We start from the raw sequence: 23,886 nt of genomic DNA, 5'->3' as shown, positions 1-23,886 counted from the left end.
CCTTTCCGGTCGCGACTCGCCGCCCACCCCCGCTCACATGGGGATTTTGTCGTCAAGACTGTCTTCGCATATCCACCTCAATGCGTTGTGATCCAAGGTCCGAGCCTGTCATCTTGGCGCGGTGACAACACCGGTCCAAACTCACGTACGGTCGCTGCTCTGCGGCAGCTGCACCAACATCCCGCTTTCGTCGGTAAGGCTCAGGGGAACGCGACCAATCTTCCGGACGGCATTTTGGGCCAAGTGGGGTGGAAGGTTCGTTCGCCCAGGATCAGCCGGGAGCGATCAATCCCGGCGGATGGAGAAGAGTGCGTTGATCATGCCGGCTTCATAACAGCGCCCTCAATGACAGCACCATGATGAACGTACTTCCACAGCGCGATCAGAAGTTTTCTCGCGAGCGCAATGATGGCCGGCTTGCGGCGCCTGCCGCCGTCGATCGCGACTCGCTCCTGGAACCATTGTGCCAAAGCCGATCGAGGTTGATGCAAAAGCCAGAACCACGACAATTGCACCATCACGGTCCTCAGCCTCGGATTGCCCGCCTTCGATACGCCCTGTTCCCGGCTGATCGATCCGCTTTCCGTGGGAGCGGACTTTGCCGAGGTGCTTTGGTCCGAGGGTCTTTATCGCGAATTTGCGAATCGACACGACACTCGGCGCTATCTTCCTGTCCCTGGAACTCAGTCGCTCGACCTGGTTGGTGACAAGTTTGTTGCCGTGCAACGGAGAGAAGATGTCAAAGCGCATCGCCCCTTGATCCGGTTCACAATCTTGATCCGCTCCGCGATGAGAGCGCGTCGCTCACGGCTGTTGCGCGACTGAGATTGAAACCGATGCCGTCCATACGAACAGCAGCTGTCGCAGCATGGCTGAACAAGGCATCTTGTCGGCGTCGAGGGAGCTCCGTGCTCGCCTTACGCAGGCGCATAGCTCTGACATGACGTCCGGGAGACTGATGCTGGGCAAAGACCGTAACTTTGGCATTCCATCAACAATACGCAATAGCCATCCTGGTCCGAAGCGCATCTAAGCACCTCCATTTCAGGCGTTCGTCGAGCCCGCATTGACCACGGGCTACCCTTCTTGGTTCGCTGGAGGAGGGCGGCCGCCCCTCGACAACCGCTTCTTCAGTTGTCGCCCGTTCAGGGCCGACGGAAAAAGGGCGCACAAGGCGCCCTTCATTTCGATCGGCTATCAGCAGGTGCCTTCGCTTTCGTTATCAGAAGCGGTAGGTGACACCTGCGCCTATCAACCAGGGATCGAGCTCCGCCTTCCCCGTCAGCTTCGCGCCGTCGACCGTGACGTCGAAGTCTGGCTTGAGGAAAACCTTCTTCACGTCGAGGTTGACGCCCCAGTGCTGATCCACCATGTAGTCGAACCCGACCTGCAGCGCGGTGCCGAACGTGTTCTTAACATGGAGAGCATCTGCACTGCCGACGTCCTGGTTATAAAAGATCGTGTAGTTCACGCCGGCGCCGACATACGGCTTGAATGCGCCGAAATCGGTAAAATGATACTGCAATGTGAGCGTGGGTGGCAGCAGCCAAACCTTGCCGACATTGCCCAGCGCGCCGATCGCTCCTTGGCCCTCGATATTCGCATAGGTGGTGCCGAGTATGAGCTCGGCGGCGATGTTGTCCGTGAAGAAATAGGAGATATCGAGTTCCGGCGTCACGGTGTTCGAATACGAAAGATCGGAGCCGGGCAGTGCATTGACGTAGCCCGAATCCTCAGTGACGACCCCCAACGCACGCAGGCGGATCTGCCAAGGGCTTGGCGCTTCCGTGACCGAGGCTCCCGCCTGCGGGACGCTCGCCGCTTGAGCAAGGTCCGCCGCGACGGCCTGCTCTCCCATCACAATGAGGACAACGGCCGCTGTTACTCCCCGCGCCGCGCGCATTTGGTTTCTCGCCATGATATTCTCTCCTTGCTCTTCAGAAATGTGGACTGAATTACGAAAAATCTTGCTCGAATTGCTTGATATTGGCGGAGCGCTCATCCCCAGTTTGCTTCGCGGCTGCGACCGCGTTCGGCGCGCATGATCATGGGAATGATTTCTCCTCTTTCCGTGCCGCAGCGCGTTTTGCGGACTGCGCTGCAGGTGTCGTGCCAAATGAGAAAATCATTTCATAACAATGCGATCACCCTGATGGCGCTATGTCTCATGTCCGACATCGTCGAAGATCCGACAACGAACGCAGCCGCGACCGCCTGATAGAACCTCCAGTGCCACTCGGTGGGCACTGCGGAATAAGCAGTGAAGCTCACCGCGAAACTGCCCGAGCTTCGGATCGACATCGGCGACGGGGCGATCGACGACCACTACGTCGCCGGTGTCGGGGCGCGACACAGCCTGAGAACTCCGCGGCGGCGATCATCGAATAATTGCGTTTACGATGGCTCCATCCTGGCCCACCGGTGGGCGCGCAAAAGACTGCTTTGCGGCCTCATCCCTTCGCCAGGATTGAGTCGCAGGGACCGAATGGCGCACGGGCTTTTGGAACCGACAGAGTGGCCATGACGCAATTGTCTTCCGGCTATCTTTACAGAGATTCGACAATCCAGTTGGTGAAGGTCCCATATCGCGCAAAGCATTGATGCGCTTAGGTCTGGGCATGCGCCCATCCGCAACCATCTCATCAAGAGCATCGATCCGACACCAACATAGAGAATTGCTTCCCCCTGAGAGAGGCCTCGCGGCGGACATGAGATTGCGTCACTCTTCATGATCGCGGCCTCCGAGGATGTCGGGATCGAGCCAGTGCAACGGCACGATAAGGGCGAAGGATCTGCAGCTCTTGCAACTGCCGGCCTCGATGGGAGAGGCACATCGCGATCTGTCCGGCAGAGACACAAAGTTCTGCACTGTCCGTTCATGAAGACGTCGTGCTGGTCTCCATAAGAGAAGTATTCTGGTGCAGAAAGTGCCCGATTAGCTATTCGGAAAAAGGTGACATCGACGTGCAAATCGAGCGCCGCCGTGAGGCGTCCCTCAATGTCGGATTTCCGACAGGATCGCAAATCCGCCAACCCATTGTTAATAAAGTTTTCCTGCTCTGGCACGGCCCATGCATGGGGTTCTGCGAACGCATCAGCGAGACCTCCTCCACGATCATGCGCACCGAAAATGCCGTCGCCGCAGTGAAAACCGCGCTCTCGCCTGCCATCAAGCCGCCGAAAGGCCGGCGCGCAATTGTTGAGGCGGGCGATTGCGCCGGCTTCAAACACCTGAATCGGCCTGGAAAGCGTCTCGCGTGATGGCGACGCGGGCATCCAGACGGGCGGAAAGGACATACGTCGTTGCCCCAGTCGCCGGCATGACCCGTCGATTGTCACCGCGCTGGAATGCTCGGGTCTACATTCGACGACCCGAACGCGCAGCACAATTCTCGCAAATCCGGTCGGCACCGGGGCTCGAGAACGCCCGCGAGGGGGAGCCCAATCGCTGCGGCCGATATTCGCCGCGAACAACCCGCCGAGTGGGAAGAGTCTATAGGAGGAAGCAGTGGAGTTATCTTGCGTTGGGGTCGGTGCTGGGCCGTCTAATTTGAGCCTTGCGTGTCAGATACACGAGCAAGTTGGGCAAGGTGCACTGTTCCTGGATCGGCAGGTCGACTTCCGCTGGCATCCAGGCATCGCATTCGATTCCTCGGAGCTCCAGGTCAGCCACTTCAAGGATCTGGTCACACTGGTGAATCCGCGATCAGCCTACACTTTCGTAAACTTCCTGCACGAGAACCGGCGTTTGTACCACTTCCTGAACGCACAGTTCGAGGCTGTGTTCAGAGCTGAGTTTGAGCAGTACCTGAACTGGGCCTTCCACAGGAACCCACTTGTCCATGGCGGCGAGACCGTGCACGAAATCCGCTTTGACGGCGCGTTTCGGGTGCGGACCGATAACGCGGTTCTCGGCGCCAGAAACGTCGTGGTTGGCATTGGCAAGCAGGCGCAAATCCCGCCTCAGTTTCAGGGCTGGATTGGACGCAACCTGTTCCACTCATCTGTTTTACTGCACATCCACCCTGAGGTGCGGAGAAAGCATGTCTGCGTGGTCGGCGGAGGCCAGTCGGGAGCCGAGGTGATGTTGCATCTTGTCGGCCTGCCGAAAGAACGGCGGCCTGCCTCGATCACTTGGGTCTCGCAGCGCGAAAACTATCTGCCTCTGGACAACAGCCCGTTCACAAACGAGTTGTTCATGCCCTGCTTTTCGGAACGTTTCGCGGCGATGAGCGAGTCGCAGCGTAAGCTGCTCCTGCGGCGTTTCGTGCTTGCCTCGGACGGCATTTCGGAAAGCACGTTGCGCGCGATCTATCAGGCGCTGTACCGCCACGCATTTTTCGAGCCAAACCGATCCGACATCACACTGCGGCCGGGCTGCACCGTCTCGCACTGCATCAACGCCGGCGCGGGTCACAGGCTGACCCTGCAGCACGGCATGGTCGAGGTTGAAGAAGTCACGGCTGACATCGTCATCCTGGCCACTGGTTACGAGAACGCGGTGCCAGACTTCTTGGAACCCATCGCGCACCGGCTGGAGCAGATCGACAATGAATTAGCTATTCGCGAGGATTTTTCGGTGAGCTGGGACGGACCGCGTGACAGACGCATCTTCGTACAAAACGCGAGCCCCGGGCAGCGCGGCCTGGCCGATCCGAACCTAAGCCTGCTGGCCTGGCGCGCGCGCCGCATCCTCGATAGCCTTCTTGGGCGCGCGCCATGCGCGAACCCCGAGCATCCTGGCTTCATCAGCCATACCTCGATCGAGAGCTGGCCCGCCCCCCCAGCCGAAGAAATGGGCAGCGGGATATGACTCGTAGACTTTTGATCATCGGCGGTGGCATCCTAGGAATGATGTCCGCCTCCGCTGCGGCGAAGGCCGGAGGCTTCTCCGAAATCATCGTGACCGAACAAGCCCTTGGACCAAGCGGCGCATCGCATTATTGTGGGGGCGTGCATTTCCCATACGGTTGTCAAGACCGTACCAGGTCGCTCACTCGAAAGAGCGCCGTGGTCTTGGCGGCCATGGCTGGTTCGGCGGTCAGCGGATGGGGCCGGCCTTTAGCGATGCGTGTCGTGGCTGGACCGGGTGAAGCGATTGATCCGGCCCAGTTTACGGAACCCCTGGACCCGGCTGAGCCTGACATAGGCAGTCTCGCGCCGAGCGTCTGCGGACAATATCCGCCGGAGCGGAACGCACTTAGCATCGCCGTCCCACATGACGTGAGTCCGTCTCCGTGGACCCGCAACTTGACCAGCGCCCGACTGCCCTAATTGGGATGTCCGACCAACCAGTCTTTCCAACAGGAGGCTTTTCGCATGTTGACTGATGCACAAAGAGAAAAGTGGCAGAAAGACGGATACGTCAGGCTCGAAAGGTTCTTCGCTCCAGCGGCTCAGGAAGATATCTCTACTTTTGTCGAAGATATGTCACGCTTGGATGTCAGCGATGATAAATGGCTCATGTGGTTCGAGAAGACGACGGACAATCGAAAGATCATCTCCAAGATCGAGAATTTTCTCGACTTCCATGATCCATTGCGTCGTTTGCTCTTAGAAGATCAGCGCATAAAGTCAGCGGTCGAGGATTTGCTTGGCGAAGATTCGCGCAGGCTCAAGGAGTTGCTGATTTTCCACTACCCCGACAGCGGCGGCTATCTCCCGCATCAGGACATTTATCACATTCCACACAAACTCCCCGACCGGATGGTCCATGCGGTGGTTGCCATAGGCATCGACGACTCTGACCCGGAAAACGGCGGGCTTTTCTTCAGCCCCGGCAACCACAAGAAGGGGGTGTTTCCCATGGATGCCGGTGGGGTGATCGATCCTCAAGTCGCCGAAATGTTCTCCTGGGAACCCGTAGTATGGAAGGCTGGCGACATCTTCATCTTCGACGATTACGCACCGCACTACTCACGACCGAACAAAAGCAATCGTTCGCGGCGGACACTCTACTTGGTGTTCCAGCGTGCTTCAACCGGTGGACCGACCCGCGCTGAATATAACGTGCTTAAGCGCGCCCTTAACCCGCCCGAGGGCAAAGTGGCCGATCTCGACAAACTCAAGCCCCCAAATGGCATTTTCTATCGCGATTGAGCTCACGCAGCCAGGCGGAGGCATGCACACGAAACTGATCGACCGCTCAAAAATGCGCGGAGAGTATGGCGTTCTGATTTGCGGGCTCGCGGAGCATCGACCGCAGCCCGTTACGACGCTTCGGCACGTGGATTGTGGAGGTGGTCGCAGGGCGTCTTCTATGACGCCTACAGCCCGACTGGCGCCCCCCTCGTCGCCCGCCTGGCGGCCCAGAGCCGCATTATTCTGGCCGGGGCCGCCAACGGGTTGGGCTGCCGCTTCTCTGCGCAACTTGCACAAGAGGCTGTTGCGTTGGCAGCCGAAGGTCCCACTGCTTGAACAGCTTAGGTTCATTGTCATGCGCAAATACACGTTTTCTCGAACGGAGCTGTCGCGGGCGTTCGGTATCGACACGGCCACGCTTGGAACGGGCAGCGCTCGCACGGGGTTTTCATTCGGAAAGGTTGGACCCGGCGTCACATCCGAGCCCCATCGGCACGACGAAATCGAGGCCTTCGTGGTTCTGTCTGGCGCGGGCAAGGTCACGACCGACCGTGGGGAAATCTCGGTCGAGGCGGGGGATGTCGTTCTGTTCCACCCTTTTGAAGCGCATGTGCTGCGCAACGATGGGGACGAAGACCTAGATTTCGTCGGTGTCTACTGGCGAGACGGCGAGGCCGCCCTTGATGCCGCTGCAAAGACCACGGCTCCACGCGGGCCGATCTTCGTCTTCTCCACGCCGCCAACGCCAAATGGCGATCTGCATCTGGGACATCTTTCTGGCCCCTATTTCGGCGCCGACGTCTATACTCGTTTCCTGCGCATGAAAGGAGTCGAAGCATATCATCTCACTGGAAGCGATGACAACCAGAGCTACGTCACGACACGCGCCGATGCCGATCAATCGACGCCTGCAAACGTGGCGCACTACTACGCCGACGAGATTCGCGCCACGCTTGCACTTTTCGATTGTGAGGTCCACAGCTTCCAACTCACGACGGGCGATGACGGTTATTGCGAGTTTCAAGCCGCGTGTTTCCGCAGTCTTCTGAGCAGCACGGCGGTAGATCTGCGCCAGAGCCCTGCGCTTTTCGATGCTGTGACAGGCCACTATCTTTACGAGCCGGATGTTAGCGGCCTCTGCCCCGATTGCGGCGGCTCCGCCGGTGGCAACATCTGCGAGGAATGCGGCGCCCCAAACCTTTGCCACGACTTGGGTGCAGCCCGGTCACGGCAGTCTGCCGAGGCGCCGCTGGTCGGCTCCGTCCGCCGCCCGGAACTTGCCTTGGACCGATGCTACGACAATATCGACCGGCATCTAAGGGCGTCGGGCGTCCCGCTACGGATCTTAGATCTCTTCGCGCGCCTACGCCGACGCGGCAACTTTTCAGTGCCCATTACCCACCCCTCGGACTATGGCCTGCCGGCCGAAGGGTTCCCGGGGCAAGTGATCTGGGTCTGGCCCGAAATGGCCTTCGGTTTTCTTTACAACATCCAGGCGCTCGGCCGCTTGCTGGGTCGCGACTGGAAGGCGGAGATGCCCGGCAACGACTGGCAGATTGTCCACTTCTTCGGCTTCGACAATTCGTTCTACCACGCGCTACTCTACCCCGCTCTTTACGCCGAGGTCTTCTCCCACTGGACGCCACGCATCCACTATCACGTCAACGAGTTCTACCTGCTCGACGGCAAAAAGTTCTCAACCAGCTGCCGCCATGCGATCTGGGGCAAGGAGGTTCTGAGCCCAAAGACAGTCGACGTCGTGCGCCTCCATTTGGGCCTGACACGCCCGGAAGGTGAGCGGACGGATTTCACGCTGGACGCGCTGCGCCGCACCGAGAACGAGGTGTTCCAAGGGGTTTGGCTGAACTGGCTTGATGCGTTGAACCAGGAAATCAGGCAGGACTTTGGCGGCCGTGTGCCCGACGCAGGCGACTGGGCTCCGGCCGACCGCGCCTTCTTTGCTCGGATAGAGATCTATCGCGCGGCGATGGAGTGCGCCTATTCGGACGAAGGCTTCTCGGTCCGGCGCGCGGCCGCGCAGGCCTGTGATTTCGTGCGCGATTGCGTGATCTACCGTCGGGCGCAAGACTATGCGGCGGCGCGACGTTTCTATCCCGCCCGCAATCGGACTTCGCTAGCCCTTCAGACGACGGCCGCTGCGATCCTGGCGCCGACACTCGCTCCGCTGATGCCCCGATTCGCCAGAACGCTGGCGCGAGGCATCGATGGCGTCTCAACCGAAACATGGCCCCGGTCCGTCCAGCGCCTTGCGCCCGGGACACGCTTTGATCTCGGACCCGTGTTGGTGTTCTACGCCAAATCCGGCAATCCTCATCTCGATGAGGGGGAAGCACTATGAGCCCAAAGGTGCACCAGTGAGCTATCCCAATCTCGACTAGATCTGCGCGGCAATCAAAGCCGATGATGCCAAATATCTTTACTCGCTGTCACTGGCGACCGAAGCCGCTATCAGACGGTAGAGACCAGATTGGCGGACCTGAACCGACGCATCGTCGACACCCTGGCCCGCGCCTTCGAGGACCGCTCGGCCGATCGCTTCCCAGCCCTTGCTGTTTCGTGCCGCAAATGCCGTGTGGGCTCGACTGCGCTGACCAACCTCTTCGGCATCGCGGGATTTCCGTCCTCCAGCCGGTCAAGACTATCATGCGGTTCGAGGCGCTTGGTCAACATGGCGCGCCCTGGATCGTGCGCCGATCACCGGAATGTCGAATGCGAATCCTGCCTGATGGTATCTTCGATTCTGGCCGAGCCTGTACCGGCGCGGCAGTCGGCCGAAGAACAACTGAGCTACTGACAATCGGAAGGTAGCAGGTTCAAAATTCTGCCCCAGAAACCGGATATTGCGCACAGCCAGCGTTCACGATCGCGATGGTGAACAAGCTTCCAACCAGACCCGCGCAACGACAGCGCCTGAAGATAGTCGGCGAGGGCCGCCAAATCCCTCGCAAGCGTATCCTCCGTCACATGCACGCCGTCTTCGCCGACAAAGCAGACGCTTGTCTCGTCGAGAGATAAGTCCAGCCAGGGTGCTCCTTCAGGAGCGTGTTTGCTCGGGTACGGAGCCGCCCCTCAGTTCCCAATCGAGGAGCGATCCTACAATTCACATATTTGGAGATCGCTCGCTAGGTTACCCGGCTGTGAACCCTGCAAGCCGAAAATTCAGATGCCGCCCATGCAGAGATATTTCATTTCTAGGTAGTCCTCGAGGCCATGGCGGGATCCCTCCCGCCCGATGCCGGACTGTTTTATCCCACCGAACGGCGCCGCTTCTGAAGACATCCGGCCGGTATTTACCCCGACCATTCCATATTCCAAGGCCTCGGCCACACGCCAGACACGCTTCAGGTTGGAGGCATAAAAGTAGGCCGCGAGGCCGTAGATCGTGTCGTTGGCCTCACGCACGACCTGATCCGCATCTTTGAAGCGAATAATTGGTGCCAGCGGCCCGAATGTCTCTTCTTGCGCGACGGTCATCTCGCTGGAGACACCGGTCAGGACTGTCGGTTGGAAAAACGTGCCATTCGTGCCGATGCGTTTGCCCCCGCATCGAATTGCGCCGCCTTTGGCGACGGCATCGGCAATATGGGATTCGATCTTGGCCAATGCGTGGTTGTCGATGAGCGGTCCGATGTCCACTCCGGGAGCGAAACCATCACCAACTTGAAGTTGGCGAGCCCGTTGCACGAATTTCTCGACGAACTCGTCGTGAACGCCCGACTGGACGTAAAGGCGGTTCGCCGAAACGCAGGTCTGGCCGGCATTGCGGAACTTCGCCTGGATCGCACCGTCAACCGCGGCATCGATATCGGCATCATCGAAGACGATGAAAGGTGCATTGCCGCCGAGCTCAAGGCTGACTTTTTTGATCTGGTCCGAGCACTGGCGCATGAGCAGGCGCCCGATCTCAGTCGACCCGGTGAAGCTGATCTTGCGGACCTTGGGATTGGTACAAAGTTCGCGGCCGACCGCGTCACCTTCGGACGCATAGATCAGGTTGACGACGCCTTCGGGAAAGCCAGCCTGATGGGCGAGGGCGAACATTGCTCCCGCCACGAGCGGCGTCTGTTCAGCGGGCTTGAGGACGATCGTGCAGCCCGCCGCCAAGGCTGGCGAGATTTTGCGCGCCACCATCGAGGCCGGGAAATTCCATGGCGTTATCGTGCCAACAACTCCGATGGGCTGCTTGATTACCAGCATTCGGCGGTCCATCGATGGTGCGGAGATCGTCTCGCCATAGACGCGATTGGCCTCCTCGGCGTACCATTGCAGATACGCCGCAGCATGCGATATCTCCGACTTGGCTTCGGCAAGCGGCTTGCCCATCTCCGCGGTGAGAATCGCGGCGAGATCGTCGGCGTGGTCGATGATCAACTGATGCCATCGCCATAGAACGTCGCTGCGCTCACGTGCAGTCAGCCCTGCCCATCCAGGCTGCGCGACATAGGCCTTGTCGGTCGCAGCGCATGTCTCCTCGACCCCCATGTCGGGTAGTTCTGCCAGCACTTCGCCAGTCGACGGGTTGAGGACCTCGAATGTCCGCTCGCTAGTCCGCGTGCCAAGTGCCGGCAGGCGATCAATGGGTCCAAACAGGTCGGGGGATCTCAGGTGACGGATCATCGGCAGGCACAGGGGCAATACCGGATTCCTCCTCAACGCAGCAGGTATATATAGCAGGTGCGGTGTGTACTCCGCGACGTCCGGGTTCCTTATAGGGCCTCGGCCAGACAGCTGGTAGACCACGGTACCCGACTGCAAGGGAGAATACCTGAATACGCTAGAAGATGCCTCGCGGTTCTACTAGTCGAACGATTGAACAACGGACATCGGCTTCGCCAGCCGCGCGGAGTGGATGCTGGTGGCCTGCGCCTACAATCTGCGGACCACGAATCGGCGACTCTATCCACTCGAAGAGAGGCTGGCCTGAGGAGGAGCGCACCCCAATAATGACGCCTGAACCGGCAAATGCCTGGCAAGGCCCGCGAAAACCGCTCCTCGCGGCTTTAAAATCCCATTTACCGGGCGAGCGCCCGGAAGATGAGAAAGAGGATGGAGAGGAACAGGGTGGCGAAGGCGCGCCGAGGGAAGACCGGCCGGCGCATTTGCATGGGGATGGAGCTCATGATCAATTCCCCGCCTGTTGCTGCGGCAAAAGATAGCCTGTCGTCGAATGGTCGAGCACCAGATAACGCGCGGCGACCGCCTTGACCTCGTCGGTGGTGACCTTGCGGACGCGGTCCGGCCTCTCGAGCACGTCCTTCACATTGCCACCGGTGGTGAGCGTCTTGCCATAAATGTTGGCGATGTGGTCCAGCTCGTCGTGCGCAAAAATCACCGAGCGGATATAGCGGTCTTTGGCCTTGTCCAGCTCGTCGCTGGTGACGCCATCCTTGGCGATCCGGGCGACTTCGGCAACGGCCGCCGCTTCGAGATCGACGAGCTTTGCATCGCCGCGCGGCGAGCCGGAGATGGTGAAATTGGTGTCGTCTAGCATGGTGCCCTGGAAGGAGGCGCCGGCCGCCGAAGCTATGCCTTGCTTGGCGACAAGCTCCTGATATAGCCGGCTGCGGTTACCGCCGCCGAGGATCTCGGCCAGCAGGTCGAGCGCCTCGGCCTCGCCGGGCTCTGCCGTATGATAGGACGGCACCACCCATTGAGTGGAAAAGCTCGGCACCGAAACGCGCGCATCGGTCAGCGTCACTGTGCGCCTGGTGTTCTGCTCCGGCTCGACCGGGCGGTTGCGCGGGGGCAGGTCCGGCCCGCGCACAACCTTGCCATAGGTCGTCTCGGCCAGCGCCTTCACCGTCTTCGGCTCTACGTCGCCGGCCACCACCAGCACGGCGTTGTTCGGTCGGTAGTATTTGTTGTAGATGGTGAATGCGTCGGTTTTCAGCTTCTCCATCTCCTCCATCCAGCCGATGACCGGAATGCGGTAGGGCTGGTTCTGCCGCAACGTCGCGTTGACCTCCTCGTCCAGCAGGGCCTGCGGGTTCGTCTCTCTGCGCCAACGGCGCTCCTCCAGGATCACGTCGCGCTCGGTCTTGATATCATCGTCGTTGAGGATGAGGTTGAACATGCGATCGGCCTCGAAGCCCATCATCTCACCCAACGCCGAGGGCGCCACCGTCTCGACGAAGGTGGTGTAGTCATAGGCGGTGAAGGCGTTGTTGTAGCCGCCGATGGCTGAGACGGCTCGGTCGAACTCGCCGGCGGCGTGGTTGGTCGTTGCCTTGAACATCAGATGCTTGAGGATATGGGCAAGGCCTGATTTGCCGGGTGGCTCGTCGGCGCTGCCGATCTTGTACCAGACCATATGAGTGACGATCGGCGCGCGGTGATCGGGGATGACGACCACTTCCATGCCGTTGTCGAGCAGGAAATCCGCCACCTTGCCGCCGGCGGCGGCGGCCAGAGCCGGAGCGGTCGTCACCAGGGCCAGGGCGGTGGCAATGAACGCCTTGCGCAGCCAGGCGGACGATCGATGGCTCCGATTGTGGTGGCTGGTCGAAAGGCAAGGTTCGAGGCAAAGTGATTTGTTCCTCATTTTGATGAAGGCGCTGCGTCCCAGTCTCCCCCCGTGGGAGGATCGGCGGGCAGCGCCGAGGCAGTTGAATAAGCTCTTCATGGTGCCAGGCCTTACTCGAGCCTCATCTTTGGATGCACCCAGGAGACCTGCGGCGGTATTTCTTGGTGAGGTGATCATGGGACGGATTCTCCTTGGTCGGCGACGCCTTGCGGATGACCAAGCATGCACCGTGCCAGATCAGAAATCGTTCGAGGCATGTGGACAAATCCGGCTGTGCCATGCTGCGCATCCGACATTGTCGGACATCGGACAGGGCCGAACGCGACGCGCGCGCGGCTGAGGATATCGTCTTCGTTCGGAAGACGATTTGGGCGCGCTGCCGGGGGAGGGGTACAGGATGCGCTTCGAATGGCCGCTGCACTGACGGTGAGAATGGAGATGTTGGTCGCCCCAGCGGAACCCTATTCTCGACAGCCAGACCGGGTCGATGCTGAACGGCAGAGGCGTGAGCAGCGTAGCGAACTCGAGCGCGGGGCCTGCTCGCGCGCGAAGACGGATCTGATCAAAGATCGGCGAGGTGGGCGATATCCGCGAGGCGCTGGAAAACGAACATCGTAGGACTCGGGCCGGAAAAAACGATGCGGTTGCGCGATTCTGGCGTAATGCGCCTGCCGCGAGGCCGTTGAGCCTGATGAGTTGCTGCGGGAAAGGGGAGTGTTTCGCGGGACCTTGGTCAAACGTAAGAAACAACCGTCGAGCTCGCCGTGGATGGGGCATGCAGGCACGTTTGTCGCTGGAGGACAGCAGCACGGAAGCTGTCCGCGCTTGCCGTCGTCGCTGGGTACCAAACAGGAGAATTTGACGGTCGCGATCGAATTCATCTGCGTAAATACCGCCTGGCTGTGCTCGGTTTGCCGGCGAACAGATTTTGCCTTCTTTGCGGCTGCAAACGCATCGCTGGCGGCGTGGTCCCTTAGGTCAAGAGCATCGGGTGAGTAACAGCCTGATCCTGCTCAATCTGATACGCGCCAACCGCCTCGCCGGATTGTGGAACCGCTCGCGGGTAGCTTCTACCACAAACAGCAAGGTCATGAAATCAAGTAGGAAGTCATCGATCGCTTGGGCGATTGTTTCTGACTTGCCCTTGAACTGGTCCAGCAAAACGCGCGCGTTGTCGATCGCTTCCACGCTGGTGGCATCGATTAACTCCTCGACCCTCTTGAAACAATCCAATTCGAAACTCCTTCAAGCGCTTGCCAAGCCGTTATGCACGAAGGTAGCTCCGTGAACCACCCGGCCTTTGACCTGGCGGCACGAGCAGCGGTCGGCCTTACGTCCCGTGCCTCCAAGCACCAGCCATAGACGTGGCGCTGAGGAGCGTTGGAAGGATCGGGCGCTTCCGGCCATGCTCGAGCGGTAGTGTAGGACACTGCTTGCTGGCGACTACGGCCAAAATGGAGTGCGCCAGCTGATCGGGGCTTAACAATTTTTCGCTTTTTGCTGCGCCCAAGTCTCGGCTATGAGTCGGGCAGGCCTAATGGCCTGCCCACGTTGCAATTGTTAAGGAGGAACACGTATATGCCTACTGGAACGGTAAAGTGGTTCAACAGCACCAAGGGGTTTGGATTTATCCAGCCCGACAATGGCGGTCCGGATGTTTTCGTCCACATTTCCGCTGTCGAACGCGCGGGCCTATCGACCCTCGCTGACGGCCAGAAGATCAACTATGAGATCGAGCAGGATCGCCGCACCGGCAAATCCTCCGCTGGCAGCCTCAGCAAAGCTGGTTGAAATTTTCTCCTGCGTCTTGGCAAGAGTGGGCGCGTAGGTCCGGAGGTCCTCACGGCCGCTCGATAGGAGCGAGCAAAAACTGAGGGCAGCAGATTGCTGCTGGCGTCGCGAATTCCTCATGAAACAAAGTTGTTTGAAAGGAAGGCGGGGTTGGCCCCGCCTTTTTATATGACGCGCAGATTAAGCCGATGGCTGCAACGCTCCAGAACGAATCTCGATTGCCGAAATCAAGCCGCGACCTTCTTGCGGGTTCGCTTCGTCGGCGCCGGCTCCGGCGCTTCCGGCGCTTTCGGTTTGCGGCCGAGCCCCATTGTCTTGGCCAATGACGAGCGCGCCGCGGCGTAGTTCGGCGCGACCATGGGATAATCCGCCGGCAGGCCCCATTTGGCCCGATATCCATCCGGCGTCAGCCCATAGTGGGTCGACAGATGGCGCTTTAGCGATTTGAATTTCTTCCCGTCCTCAAGGGAGATGATGTAGTCCGGTGTCACCGACTTCCTGATCGGGACTGCAGGCGTAAGGGCAACCGGCTCTTTTGCAGAGACACCTCCGGCCGTCCCTTTCAGAGCCGCGTGCACTTGGCCGATGAGGGCAGGGAGATCCCCCACCGGGATCGGATTGTTGGAGACATAGGCTGAGACGACATCGGCCGTGAGCTCGATGAGGGTGTCGATGTTTTTTTCGGCTTCTTCTGTCATGAAACTCTCCAGGCGGCGTGAAACACAGTCGGCGAAGCGTCGCTTCATAGTGGCGGTCTCCGCTGAAAGCAACCAAGGTCTCGACAGGATTATTGCCATGCTCGTCCAGCAGCGAGATCTATAGCGCAGTATCGCGCCGTCATGACCGTTGATGTCCGTTGTTGGCGACCTGCCGCGGTGCTTGCGCATTTTCAGGCGCGTCTCGGCCGTAAGCTTTGCGCCAAAATGACCAGTAATCTCGAAACGAAGCGGGCTATTCCTGTTTCGCCATCCTCTCTTTGGCTGTGAAATCGGTGGCAGAGCAGTGGCCGCTTCCTGGTGGCGCGTGGAGGAACTATCAAGCGTTGATTCGCAATTGGTCGAAACGATGTAGATTCATCCGGTGAGCCGCTCTCGCAGCAGGATGTTAGGGATTGGACCGCGGGTAAACCGAGGACATCACGCCGCTGCTTGCTATTGAACCGCTATCGCTGTGACAACACATTCCGCAATGGTGGGCGGGTGTAGAGGAGGCGCCTTACGCAAACTAGCGGTTCAGCAGGTCGGGAGGAACGAATGAGCTCAGGGACTTTCAGCAGCCCACTTTTCGTAAGACGTCCAGCGCACATCGTGCAAGAGATTGCCAGTCCTGCGGATGCTATCGATTTTCCTCAACGAAGGGCCAGAAGATCGCAGAGACCGGATCTACGAAGCCGCCCTCAGGGCGTGCTTTGATGCATACAACGGACGAATACCTGCGAGCGCAGCGCGCAAGACTTTTTTCCGCTTTGGGGAACAGGTCGCCATATTGGAAGATGCAACCTCCGCGATGCAATGGCTCGCTGCCTGCATGTCGGGCAGTGGAAAAGCGCAAGTATAGGCGTCGCAGCCGTATGTGAGGCTGGAGCGGGTACGCCGACGAGGTTATTGTATCGAGATTTCGCCGGCACCTGGAGCGTACTATAGCGAACAAACAATATTTTGGGCCCCTATGGCGATGTTAATCATCTTGTTGTATTTTTAAATCAACTTCTCGCGACAGGACTGCAACGCTTCCGATGTGAAAATCACTGCATGGGACTTGGTTCTCTCAAATTTATGATGGTAAATTGCCGTGTAGTTATTGCAAAGCAGTTGTCCCATTGAAGCAAGATGATAACGGAGCCAAAATTGTGCTCCATCGTCTGCCAATATTCGCTCGATGGAGGCTATAGGCCTCACAAGGTAATCAAAACAGCTACTTGGGCGCCCTTTGAAATTCGTTTAATTTCGCTCACCCCAAACGGCCCTCCACAGTCGAAAATAAGATTGTCCCGCAAAGGGTGCTACAAGACGCGATCGCGGATCGTTTGGGCCAACGTCGATCTGGCGAAGGCCCGGAAATCGAGCAGGACCTGCAGCGGAACAGATAACCGGCCCCCAACCGAAATCTGACACGGCGGCGGACCCGATTTCTTCATAGTTGAAGGCGCAGAGAACCGGAGCACGGCTCCGGCGCCGAAGGTTGCCGAGCAGGGATCCTCCTCCTCCTCCCTGAAGTCCAATCGAGAAGAGCGATCACTTCCAAGAGGGTCCCAGCTCTGCCGCGAAAACAGGTGTCAGACCCCGGTCCTCTCCCGCAGCTGATCTAGCGCAGGGCGTTCATGGGCTGCGTATCCCAGAGTGGCTGCGTGCACGACGCAGAGAGATCATTTATGAAAATCCTACTCAGTACGATGGCTGTTCCGTTGCTGGCAGCCACCGCTTTTGCTGCGGATTCGATCCCCGCAGACCTCAGAGAAACGGCACTGGCCACCTTCAGGGCTTTGCCATCCACCACGCCGGCAGTCGCCAACAACCCGATCACCCCGGAAAAGATCGCTCTCGGCAAGGCACTGTTCTTCGATCCACGCGTTTCTGCGTCAGGCGTCTTGTCGTGCAACTCGTGCCACAACTTGGCCACCGGCGGCGACGACAATCATGAAACCTCGATCGGCCATTGTTGGCAGAAGGGACAGCGCAACGCGCCGACTGTACTGAACGCTGTCTTCAACATCGCCCAGTTCTGGGATGGTCGTGCCGCAGACCTGAAGGCTCAGGCGAAGGGACCGGTCCAAGCCGGCATCGAAATGGCCAATACACCGGGCCAAGTCATCGCCACGCTCAAGTCCATGCCGCAATATGTCGAGTGGTTCGATGCAGCTTTTCCGGCTGAAGCCGATCGGGTCACCTTCGACAACTTCGCCAAGGCAATCGAAGCCTTCGAGGCGACACTGGTCACGCCGGCCCCCTTCGACAGCTTCCTGAATGGTGATGAGCTTGCCATGACTTCCGAACAGAAACAGGGCCTGGCGCTTTTCATGGACAAAGGCTGCTCGTCCTGCCATGCCGGCATCAACGTTGGTGGGGAAGCCTATTACCCATTCGGCCTCGTGGAACAGCCCAGCGCCGAGGTCCTGCCGGAAAAAGACAAGGGCCGATTTGCGGTCACCAATGCAGCCGACGATTCCTATGTTTTCCGCGTGGCGCCGCTGCGCAACGTTGCACTCACCGCGCCATACTTTCATTCGGGCAAGGTTTGGGATGTGAAACAGGCCGTTGCCATCATGGGAACCACCCAGCTTGGCGTGGTACTGGCGGACGAAGAAGTCGACCTGCTTGTTGCCTTCCTCAACTCGCTGACCGGAAAGGCATCCGAGGTCGCCTATCCCATCTTACCCGCCGAAACGGCGACAACACCCCGGCCTATAACGCAGATCTTAGGAAAATAAACGGCCAGCTGACTGCGGAACATCGCAATTGACAATGATTGCGACTTTTACTGGACGAGACGAGTCGCGACGTCCATGAGAACGCAAATGGCTCGTTTCCAAAGTGCAGACACTGCTTCCGTCACCAGCTCGTTGCGATGGAATCATGTTTGGGATCTGGCGTGCGACATGCCAAGGAAGGCGTCTGACGCATGAGGCTCGCGCGCTGTCGATACCGCGCGGCGGCCGGTCATCGCGCTGGCGGCCGAATTGCCGCGCGCCGAAGTGATCGGCCCCCTTAGGGCGAAGGGGCAGCCACTCCGTCCTCCATGTCCAGCGATTCTTCGACTGCTTCCGGATTCCGGGCGATGGTCCAAAGGAGAGTATTCGCCGCTGCATCCGGTTTCGAGCGACCTTGCTCCCAGTTTCGAAGCGTTGCCAGATCGAGGCCATACCTCACGGAGAATGCCTCCTGAGAGAGCTTCGTGCGATCCCGGACTTCGCGAACACTTATCGGCCGCGGCGCATGAACCTTCGCGATCACGCCTGCGGACGACAGTTCATTCTTCAGTGCCAATAGGTCGTCGACGCAAGGAACCGTCACGAACGCCTTGCCGTGATCGACCATCTCCGTGAGTATCGCGTGGGCCGTCCTGAGCGGCAGCTGTCTCTTAACGAGAATCCGGGCGGCCTCAGGAGTATTCGCGCCGTGAAGAAAACTGAGGCTCAGTCGGACGGGAGAGCCTGACGACACCGGGGCGACGTCCCGGGTTCGCACCCGTTGTCCGTACCGCTCCATGAATTTCGATTTAGTCGACATTAAGCTTCTCCGCGATCACTCGACCGAGCTTGCGCAATTTGGACCATCCCCACTGGAAGCATCGCGATAAAAGTACGCCAAACAACGCTAAGGGAGAACAAGCAGTGATCTGATTTCGTTCGACGCTCGTTTTCGAGAGCCGTTCTGGGTCGTTCGCAATCAACTGTGTAGGCCAGCGGAGCGAGCAAGGAGCGCCAGATCCGGACAGGGCTGAGTGGGGTGTTTCTCCGAAAGCTGGGCCATGCCCTAAGGGACACGAGATGTAGTGGACTCGTCGATCCGCGCGGTTTCGATTCGCGCACCCGGGCACAACGCTTGGATAAGTCCCATCAAATGCTCTCCGGTGCCCGTCATCTGTATAGCTGACATTGGGCCGAGGGCTTCCAGCACGAGCCACATGGCGCGGGTATCGACCGTGACCATGGTGCGCCGCCCCTGCCGCCAGTTCCAGCGGCGGCACGTGGCACCGGAATCATCGCACCAGATGACTTCGCCCGGTTCGGGATGCTCGGTTACCATTTCACCTTGCTCGATCGTGTCGAATGGCTCCGCTCCCTTCGCAATTAAAAGTCTCGGGACCCCTGGTAGAGATCGAGATCTTCCCCGCCAATCGGAACGCCATACAGCACGCTGACGGCATTGTAGGCATCAACCAGTGGGGACATCCGCGGGAGAGAGCCATCTTTCCGCACCCGCTTGAGAAGCGCGGCGGCCGAGCACGGCGTTCGATTGGCCTTTGTGCCGAAAGCCTCGTAGGCAACGGCCCACGCCGCAAGATGCGCGTCCCTTTGGGCGTCATCGCGAAGCGCCGCCTGTTCCGCCGCCGCAATCGTGTCGTTCAACGCCTGTGCATCCGGCACGTCGATTTCAGCGTTCCGCACCACACTGCTGATCAGATGAAAATCCCGGTAGCGGGCCTTGATCTCGGGGTCAATCAATGGCGTGAAAGACATGGGATGCTCTTTTCTCATGGGGAGGCTTTGCGCTGCGGGTCGTTCGGGAAATGTTTGAAGAAAGGTGCTTGTCGAGCGTCCAGATCTTCTGGCATCGGCATGGTGCATGCCGCACCATGCTCCAGTTGGCTTTGCAACGAAATGCGGTTCAGCCCAAGCGTCGGTTTCCTCGCCAGCACGCCACGTCCCGCCGTTTTAGCCACCGTGTCCCGGCAACGCGTCTTGCACCTGCTTGACAACCGCTCGCAGGATCTCAACGCCCTTCTCGATTTGCCGAATGCTCAAGGCGGCATAGCCCATGACAAGCCCCACGCGATCGATGTGGCCTTCGTCCGATTGCCGCTCGTAAAGGGGCGAGATCAGGTGCAGCCCCAGGCCCGCGTCTCGGGCGGCTTCGACCAGGGTCGTTTCCCGCGATCGCGGCAGTTCGTCGAACCAAACGACGACGTGCAGACCGGCCTCTGCTCCCTGGACAGCGATGCGATCTCCGAAGCTGCGCCGCAAGGCGCCCAACAACGTCTCCCGCCGCTCGCCGTTCAGCCTGCGCACACGCCGCACATGGCTTTCGTAGCCGCCACTCTCGAACAAACAGGCCAGAGCCTCCTGTTCAGCCACCGGCGAATGCCGGTCCGCGAATTGTTTGGCGGTAGCGAAGACCTCCTGCAATTCCGTCGGGACGACGAGGTAGCCTATGCGCAGCATCGGCGAGAGCGTTTTGGAGATCGTGCCGAGGTAGATGACAGCCCCGTGGTCCTCGAGACTGTGCAGCGGAGGGACCGGATTGATGTCGTAGCGATATTCGCTGTCGTAGTCGTCCTCGATCACATAGGCGTTGTTGTGCCGCGCCCATTCCAGAAGCTGATGGCGGCGCGCGATCGGCATGACGCCGCCCAGCGGAAACTGATGCGATGGCGTGACATAGGCCAGTCGCGCCCCGATCCCCGCCAGCAACTCCGTCTTCATCCCGTCCTCGTCGACGGTGACGGGGATGGGCAAGGCACCCGTACTGGCAAAGACCTGACGCGCCATCCTGTAGCACGGGTCCTCGATGACGAAGCGGTCGGCACGATCGAGAAGCAGGCGAGCGCACAGATCGAGGCCCTGCTGCGAACCGTTGATGATGATGATCTGCTCGAGGTCGCAGCTCAGCGTTCGGGCGCGCCAGAGATAGCCCTGGAGCGCCTGGCGCAGCCGGCGCGAGCCGCGAGGGTCGTCATAGGCAAGACGCAACGGGCGCTGCCCCATCGCCTCGTTCATCGCACGTTTCCAGACCAATGCGGGGAAGTCTGACGGCGCCAGGTCGCCATAGCGGAAATCGACCTTCAGTCCAGTCGGCAGATAATCCGGCCAGGGCGGCGTGACGCGCAGTCGTTCGCCATAGGCGGACAGATGAACCGGGCCGACTCGTTTCGCGACAGTGCGGCTCGTCTCAGGACCGATCAGCGAGGATGCAACGCGGGGTCGTGCGCCTTGACGGACGTCGATGAAACCATCCGCAGCCAGTTGCTCATAGGCGACCGTCACCGTCGTTCGCGAAACCCCAAGGTCATTTGCGAGGCCTCGGGAGGACGGCAGCTGACTGCCGGTTTCGTAGACACTTCCGAGGATCTGCTCGCGAAGAGCCTCGTAGATCTGGCGTGCACCCATCGCGTGCGTGCGACCTGCAGAACCGGCACTTGAAGACTGGACCATTTCATTCATCGCCAACTGGATATTTCACATTGGCCAGTTTGCCGTCAATCTTTCGGAAACCCAAGAAAGATCTAGAGGCCGAATGACCCGTTCCTATCAATCCGAAACCGATGCTCTCACGCGGTCGCTCAACGACACCGGTCCCGGATTCGCCACTCGGGCGATCCATCATGGCTACGATCCGGCCGGCTTTTCCTATGCCGTTCAGCCGCCAGTCTTCTTGACCTCGACCTATGGATTCGAAAGCGTGGCAGCGAACGAGGCCGCCGCCGCGCTTGGCGGAAGGCTCTATGCGCGCGAATACAATCCGACGACGGAGATCCTCGAGCAACGGCTCGCCAATCTGGAAGGAGCCGAGGCAGGTCTGGTCGTTGCCTCGGGGATGGCGGCTTTCGGGACGCTGATCCTGTCGCTCCTGTCCCAAGGCGATGAACTCATCGTCCACAGGACGCTTTATGCGAACACGCTTGCCATGGTCGAACAGGCGGTCCCCCGCTTCGGCATCAAGGTCGTCGCGGTCGACCTGTCCGATCCTCACAATCTCGATGCCGCGATCACCGAGCGGACCCGGCTTGTTTTCTTCGAGACGCCGGTGAATCCGCTGAGCCGCATCCTCGACATCGCTGCCATTGCCGAGCGCGCCCACGCGCGCGGTGTAAAGGTTGCAGTCGACAGCACCTTCGCCTCCCCCGCGCTCCAGCGGCCGCTCGAACATGGGGCAGACCTCGTGCTCCACTCGCTGACCAAATACATCAATGGGCACGGCGATGCCCTTGGCGGGGCGATTCTCGGCGACGCGCAAACGCTCCGCACGCTGCACGAAACGGGCCTGCGCTACATCACCGGCGCAGCGCTCTCGCCCATGTCAGCCTTCCTGATCCTGCGCGGTCTGAAGACGCTCACGCTGCGCATGGAACGGCACAGCGCCACTGCCCTTGCGGTGGCTCAGGCGCTCGAGGCGCACCCGGCGGTGGCATGGGTGAGTTATCCCTTCCTCGACTCGCACCCTGATCAGGTGACGGCGCGAAAGCAGATGTCCCAAGGCTCGGGCATGTTGGCCTTTGGCCTCCACGCTGGGTTCGAGGGCGCGCGCCGGATGATGGACCGGCTCAACTTGATCACCCGGGCTGTCAGCCTCGGCGATGCCGACAGCCTCATCTATCATCCGGCAAGCCTGACCCGTGCTCGTCAGCCGATCCGCAAGGATGCGCATCTGGCCGATGGAGTCGGCGAGGACCTCATGCGTCTCTCGGTGGGTCTTGAAGACGCCGAGGACCTGATCGCCGACCTGCGGCGGGCTCTGGACGCCTTGTGATGACCTGTGGTCCGGCCAGTCCCGCGCTCGCGTACAAACCCGGAGCCTTGCCATGGCATTCCTGAGCGGCCTTTCCGCGTTTCCCATCACGCCCGCCGATCGTGACGGCCGCGTCGATACCGTTGCTCTGCGCAGGCTGATTGCCAGGCTTTGCGCCGCTCAGGTCGACTCCATCGGTCTTCTCGGCAGCACCGGCACCTACATGTATCTGTCGCGCGAGGAACGGCGACGGACGCTCGCCGAGACCTTGGACGAAATCGCCGGGCGAACGCCGGTCGTGGTGGGTGTGGGCGCGTTGCGCACCGATGAAGCAGTGAGGTTCGCGCAGGACGCCAAGGCCCTTGGAGTTGCCGCGGGGCTGCTTGCGGCCGCCTCCTACACCCCGCTCACTGAGGACGAGGTGTTCGAACATTTCTCGACGGTGGCGTGCGAGAGCGGCCTGCCGATCGTCGTCTACGACAATCCAGGAACGACGCATTTCCATTTCACCCCAGCACTCGTCAGCCGCCTGGCAAAGGTGCGTGGGATTGTCGCTATCAAGAATCCGACAGACAAGGGCGATGCGATCAAGAGCCATCTGGCCGACCAGAGGCGCACTGTGCCGGAAGGGTTCTCGATCGGCTACAGCGGCGACTGGAACGCTGCAGAGGCCATAATCGCCGGCGCCGACACATGGTACAGCGTCCTCGCCGGCATCCTGCCCGAGGTCTGCGTGAAGATCGTCACGGCGGCGCAACAGGGCGATGCGGCCGAAGCGCGACGGATCGATGCCACGCTTGCGCCGCTCTGGAGCCTCTTCAAGGAGTTCTCGAGCCTTCGCGTCGTCTATGCACTTGCCGAATTGCTCGACATTTGCCGTGCCGACCCCCCGCGTCCCATCCTGCCTCTGCCCTCAGCAGCGAAGCGCCAGATCGCCGCCGCGTTGGAACGCTTGCCATCGGATACCAGCCGGTGAACAGCGAACCCGGCGGCCAGTGAAAGGAACTGTCATGTATTTACCCGCGCATTTCGATGAACCGAGCCGAGAAGTCCTTTACGAACTGATCGAGAACAGCGCACTTGGCATGCTGATAACCCATGGCCGGAGCGGTCTCGACGCCAATCACATCCCCTTCGAACTCGACACGTCACAGGGAGAAAACGGTTCCCTTTATTCCTGCGCGATTAGTACACGTGCCGAAGGAAAGGGCACTTTCTCGCTCGAGTGACTTATTTCAAAGGATGTGATCGCGTTTTGGCACATTCACGGCCCACATGCGGCAGCCGGTAACTCACCACATGGTG

General features: G+C 59.9%; 21 protein-coding genes and 1 pseudogene. 12 read left to right on the top strand and 10 right to left on the bottom strand.

The window, feature by feature from the left end; translation table 11 throughout:
* Nucleotides 1-317 precede the first annotated feature (317 nt).
* Together NKI79_RS25300 and NKI79_RS25295 are read right to left on the bottom strand one after the other, a co-directional pair.
* Nucleotides 318-590, bottom strand: a pseudogene (locus tag NKI79_RS25300) (transposase); the annotation flags it as partial.
* Nucleotides 591-1,222: 632 nt separating this feature from the next.
* Nucleotides 1,223-1,918: an OmpW/AlkL family protein gene (locus NKI79_RS25295; RefSeq protein ID WP_352805418.1), complete on the bottom strand. Its 696-nt coding sequence runs from the start codon at nucleotides 1,916-1,918 to the stop codon at nucleotides 1,223-1,225.
* Between the two features lie 135 nt (nucleotides 1,919-2,053).
* On the opposite strand from NKI79_RS25295, the gene NKI79_RS25290 reads away from it, so the two are divergent.
* The 6 genes from NKI79_RS25290 to NKI79_RS25265 all read left to right on the top strand — a co-directional run bounded on the left by NKI79_RS25290 (nucleotide 2,054) and on the right by NKI79_RS25265 (nucleotide 8,896).
* On the top strand, nucleotides 2,054-2,218 hold the full coding sequence (locus NKI79_RS25290) for a hypothetical protein (protein WP_352805417.1): 165 nt from the start codon (nucleotides 2,054-2,056) through the stop codon (nucleotides 2,216-2,218).
* A 671-nt stretch (nucleotides 2,219-2,889) separates the two neighbouring features.
* Nucleotides 2,890-3,261 (top strand): hypothetical protein, encoded by a 372-nt coding sequence (locus NKI79_RS25285; RefSeq protein WP_352805415.1) that lies wholly within the window; start codon nucleotides 2,890-2,892, stop codon nucleotides 3,259-3,261.
* A 289-nt stretch (nucleotides 3,262-3,550) separates the two neighbouring features.
* Nucleotides 3,551-4,813 carry a lysine N(6)-hydroxylase/L-ornithine N(5)-oxygenase family protein gene (locus NKI79_RS25280; protein ID WP_352805413.1) on the top strand — a complete coding sequence of 421 codons (1,263 nt, stop codon included), beginning with the start codon at nucleotides 3,551-3,553 and terminating at the stop codon, nucleotides 4,811-4,813.
* A 506-nt stretch (nucleotides 4,814-5,319) separates the two neighbouring features.
* A complete protein-coding gene (locus NKI79_RS25275) occupies nucleotides 5,320-6,099 on the top strand; it encodes a phytanoyl-CoA dioxygenase family protein (RefSeq protein WP_352624109.1) in 780 nt (259 codons plus the stop codon).
* Nucleotides 6,100-6,436: 337 nt separating this feature from the next.
* On the top strand, nucleotides 6,437-8,440 hold the full coding sequence (locus tag NKI79_RS25270; RefSeq protein WP_352805411.1) for a class I tRNA ligase family protein: 2,004 nt from the start codon (nucleotides 6,437-6,439) through the stop codon (nucleotides 8,438-8,440).
* Between the two features lie 129 nt (nucleotides 8,441-8,569).
* Nucleotides 8,570-8,896, top strand: a complete 327-nt coding sequence (locus NKI79_RS25265; RefSeq protein ID WP_352805409.1) for a hypothetical protein — start codon at nucleotides 8,570-8,572, stop codon at nucleotides 8,894-8,896.
* Nucleotides 8,897-9,261: 365 nt separating this feature from the next.
* Here the strand turns inward: NKI79_RS25265 and NKI79_RS25260 are convergent, their stop codons facing one another.
* The 3 genes from NKI79_RS25260 to NKI79_RS25250 all read right to left on the bottom strand — a co-directional run bounded on the left by NKI79_RS25260 (nucleotide 9,262) and on the right by NKI79_RS25250 (nucleotide 13,858).
* Nucleotides 9,262-10,719, bottom strand: a complete 1,458-nt coding sequence (locus NKI79_RS25260; protein WP_502909858.1) for an NAD-dependent succinate-semialdehyde dehydrogenase — start codon at nucleotides 10,717-10,719, stop codon at nucleotides 9,262-9,264.
* A gap of 505 nt (nucleotides 10,720-11,224) precedes the next feature.
* Nucleotides 11,225-12,643: a M16 family metallopeptidase gene (locus tag NKI79_RS25255; protein WP_352805405.1), complete on the bottom strand. Its 1,419-nt coding sequence runs from the start codon at nucleotides 12,641-12,643 to the stop codon at nucleotides 11,225-11,227.
* A gap of 960 nt (nucleotides 12,644-13,603) precedes the next feature.
* The gene (locus NKI79_RS25250) at nucleotides 13,604-13,858 is read right to left on the bottom strand and encodes a hypothetical protein (RefSeq protein WP_352805403.1); all 255 of its coding nucleotides are present in this window, start codon (nucleotides 13,856-13,858) and stop codon (nucleotides 13,604-13,606) included.
* A gap of 345 nt (nucleotides 13,859-14,203) precedes the next feature.
* On the opposite strand from NKI79_RS25250, the gene NKI79_RS25245 reads away from it, so the two are divergent.
* Entirely contained in the window at nucleotides 14,204-14,416 is a 213-nt protein-coding gene (locus NKI79_RS25245; RefSeq protein ID WP_023679670.1) for a cold-shock protein, read from the top strand.
* 227 nt (nucleotides 14,417-14,643) lie between these two features.
* On the opposite strand, the gene NKI79_RS25240 is transcribed toward NKI79_RS25245, so the two are convergent.
* Entirely contained in the window at nucleotides 14,644-15,114 is a 471-nt protein-coding gene (locus NKI79_RS25240) for a Ros/MucR family transcriptional regulator (RefSeq protein ID WP_352684092.1), read from the bottom strand.
* 634 nt (nucleotides 15,115-15,748) lie between these two features.
* Between NKI79_RS25240 and NKI79_RS25235 the strand changes: the two genes are divergently transcribed.
* Together NKI79_RS25235 and NKI79_RS25230 are read left to right on the top strand one after the other, a co-directional pair.
* Entirely contained in the window at nucleotides 15,749-15,973 is a 225-nt protein-coding gene (locus NKI79_RS25235) for a DUF982 domain-containing protein (RefSeq protein WP_352708458.1), read from the top strand.
* 814 nt (nucleotides 15,974-16,787) lie between these two features.
* Nucleotides 16,788-17,843 (top strand): cytochrome-c peroxidase, encoded by a 1,056-nt coding sequence (locus tag NKI79_RS25230; protein ID WP_352805401.1) that lies wholly within the window; start codon nucleotides 16,788-16,790, stop codon nucleotides 17,841-17,843.
* 277 nt (nucleotides 17,844-18,120) lie between these two features.
* On the opposite strand, the gene NKI79_RS25225 is transcribed toward NKI79_RS25230, so the two are convergent.
* The 4 genes from NKI79_RS25225 to pdxR all read right to left on the bottom strand — a co-directional run bounded on the left by NKI79_RS25225 (nucleotide 18,121) and on the right by pdxR (nucleotide 21,287).
* Nucleotides 18,121-18,642, bottom strand: a complete 522-nt coding sequence (locus tag NKI79_RS25225; RefSeq protein ID WP_352805400.1) for a helix-turn-helix domain-containing protein — start codon at nucleotides 18,640-18,642, stop codon at nucleotides 18,121-18,123.
* 246 nt (nucleotides 18,643-18,888) lie between these two features.
* Entirely contained in the window at nucleotides 18,889-19,161 is a 273-nt protein-coding gene (locus NKI79_RS25220; RefSeq protein WP_352805397.1) for a phenylalanine--tRNA ligase beta subunit-related protein, read from the bottom strand.
* 44 nt (nucleotides 19,162-19,205) lie between these two features.
* Nucleotides 19,206-19,595, bottom strand: a complete 390-nt coding sequence (locus NKI79_RS25215; protein WP_352805394.1) for a phenylalanine--tRNA ligase beta subunit-related protein — start codon at nucleotides 19,593-19,595, stop codon at nucleotides 19,206-19,208.
* Nucleotides 19,596-19,790: 195 nt separating this feature from the next.
* Nucleotides 19,791-21,287: a MocR-like pyridoxine biosynthesis transcription factor PdxR gene (pdxR, locus tag NKI79_RS25210; RefSeq protein WP_502899063.1), complete on the bottom strand. Its 1,497-nt coding sequence runs from the start codon at nucleotides 21,285-21,287 to the stop codon at nucleotides 19,791-19,793.
* An 82-nt stretch (nucleotides 21,288-21,369) separates the two neighbouring features.
* Between pdxR and NKI79_RS25205 the strand changes: the two genes are divergently transcribed.
* The 3 genes from NKI79_RS25205 to NKI79_RS25195 are packed head-to-tail and all read left to right on the top strand — an operon-like array spanning nucleotide 21,370 to nucleotide 23,810.
* Complete coding sequence (locus NKI79_RS25205; protein ID WP_352805391.1) at nucleotides 21,370-22,602, top strand: trans-sulfuration enzyme family protein; 1,233 nt, start codon at nucleotides 21,370-21,372, stop codon at nucleotides 22,600-22,602.
* Between the two features lie 52 nt (nucleotides 22,603-22,654).
* The gene (locus NKI79_RS25200) at nucleotides 22,655-23,557 is read left to right on the top strand and encodes a dihydrodipicolinate synthase family protein (protein ID WP_352805388.1); all 903 of its coding nucleotides are present in this window, start codon (nucleotides 22,655-22,657) and stop codon (nucleotides 23,555-23,557) included.
* Nucleotides 23,558-23,591: 34 nt separating this feature from the next.
* Nucleotides 23,592-23,810 (top strand): FMN-binding negative transcriptional regulator, encoded by a 219-nt coding sequence (locus tag NKI79_RS25195; RefSeq protein WP_352805386.1) that lies wholly within the window; start codon nucleotides 23,592-23,594, stop codon nucleotides 23,808-23,810.
* Nucleotides 23,811-23,886: the final 76 nt, after the last annotated feature.

The organism is Mesorhizobium sp. M0340 (assembly GCF_040321535.1).
Lineage (GTDB): Bacteria > Pseudomonadota > Alphaproteobacteria > Rhizobiales > Rhizobiaceae > Mesorhizobium.
This window is presented reverse-complemented; position numbering and strand designations above follow the sequence as displayed.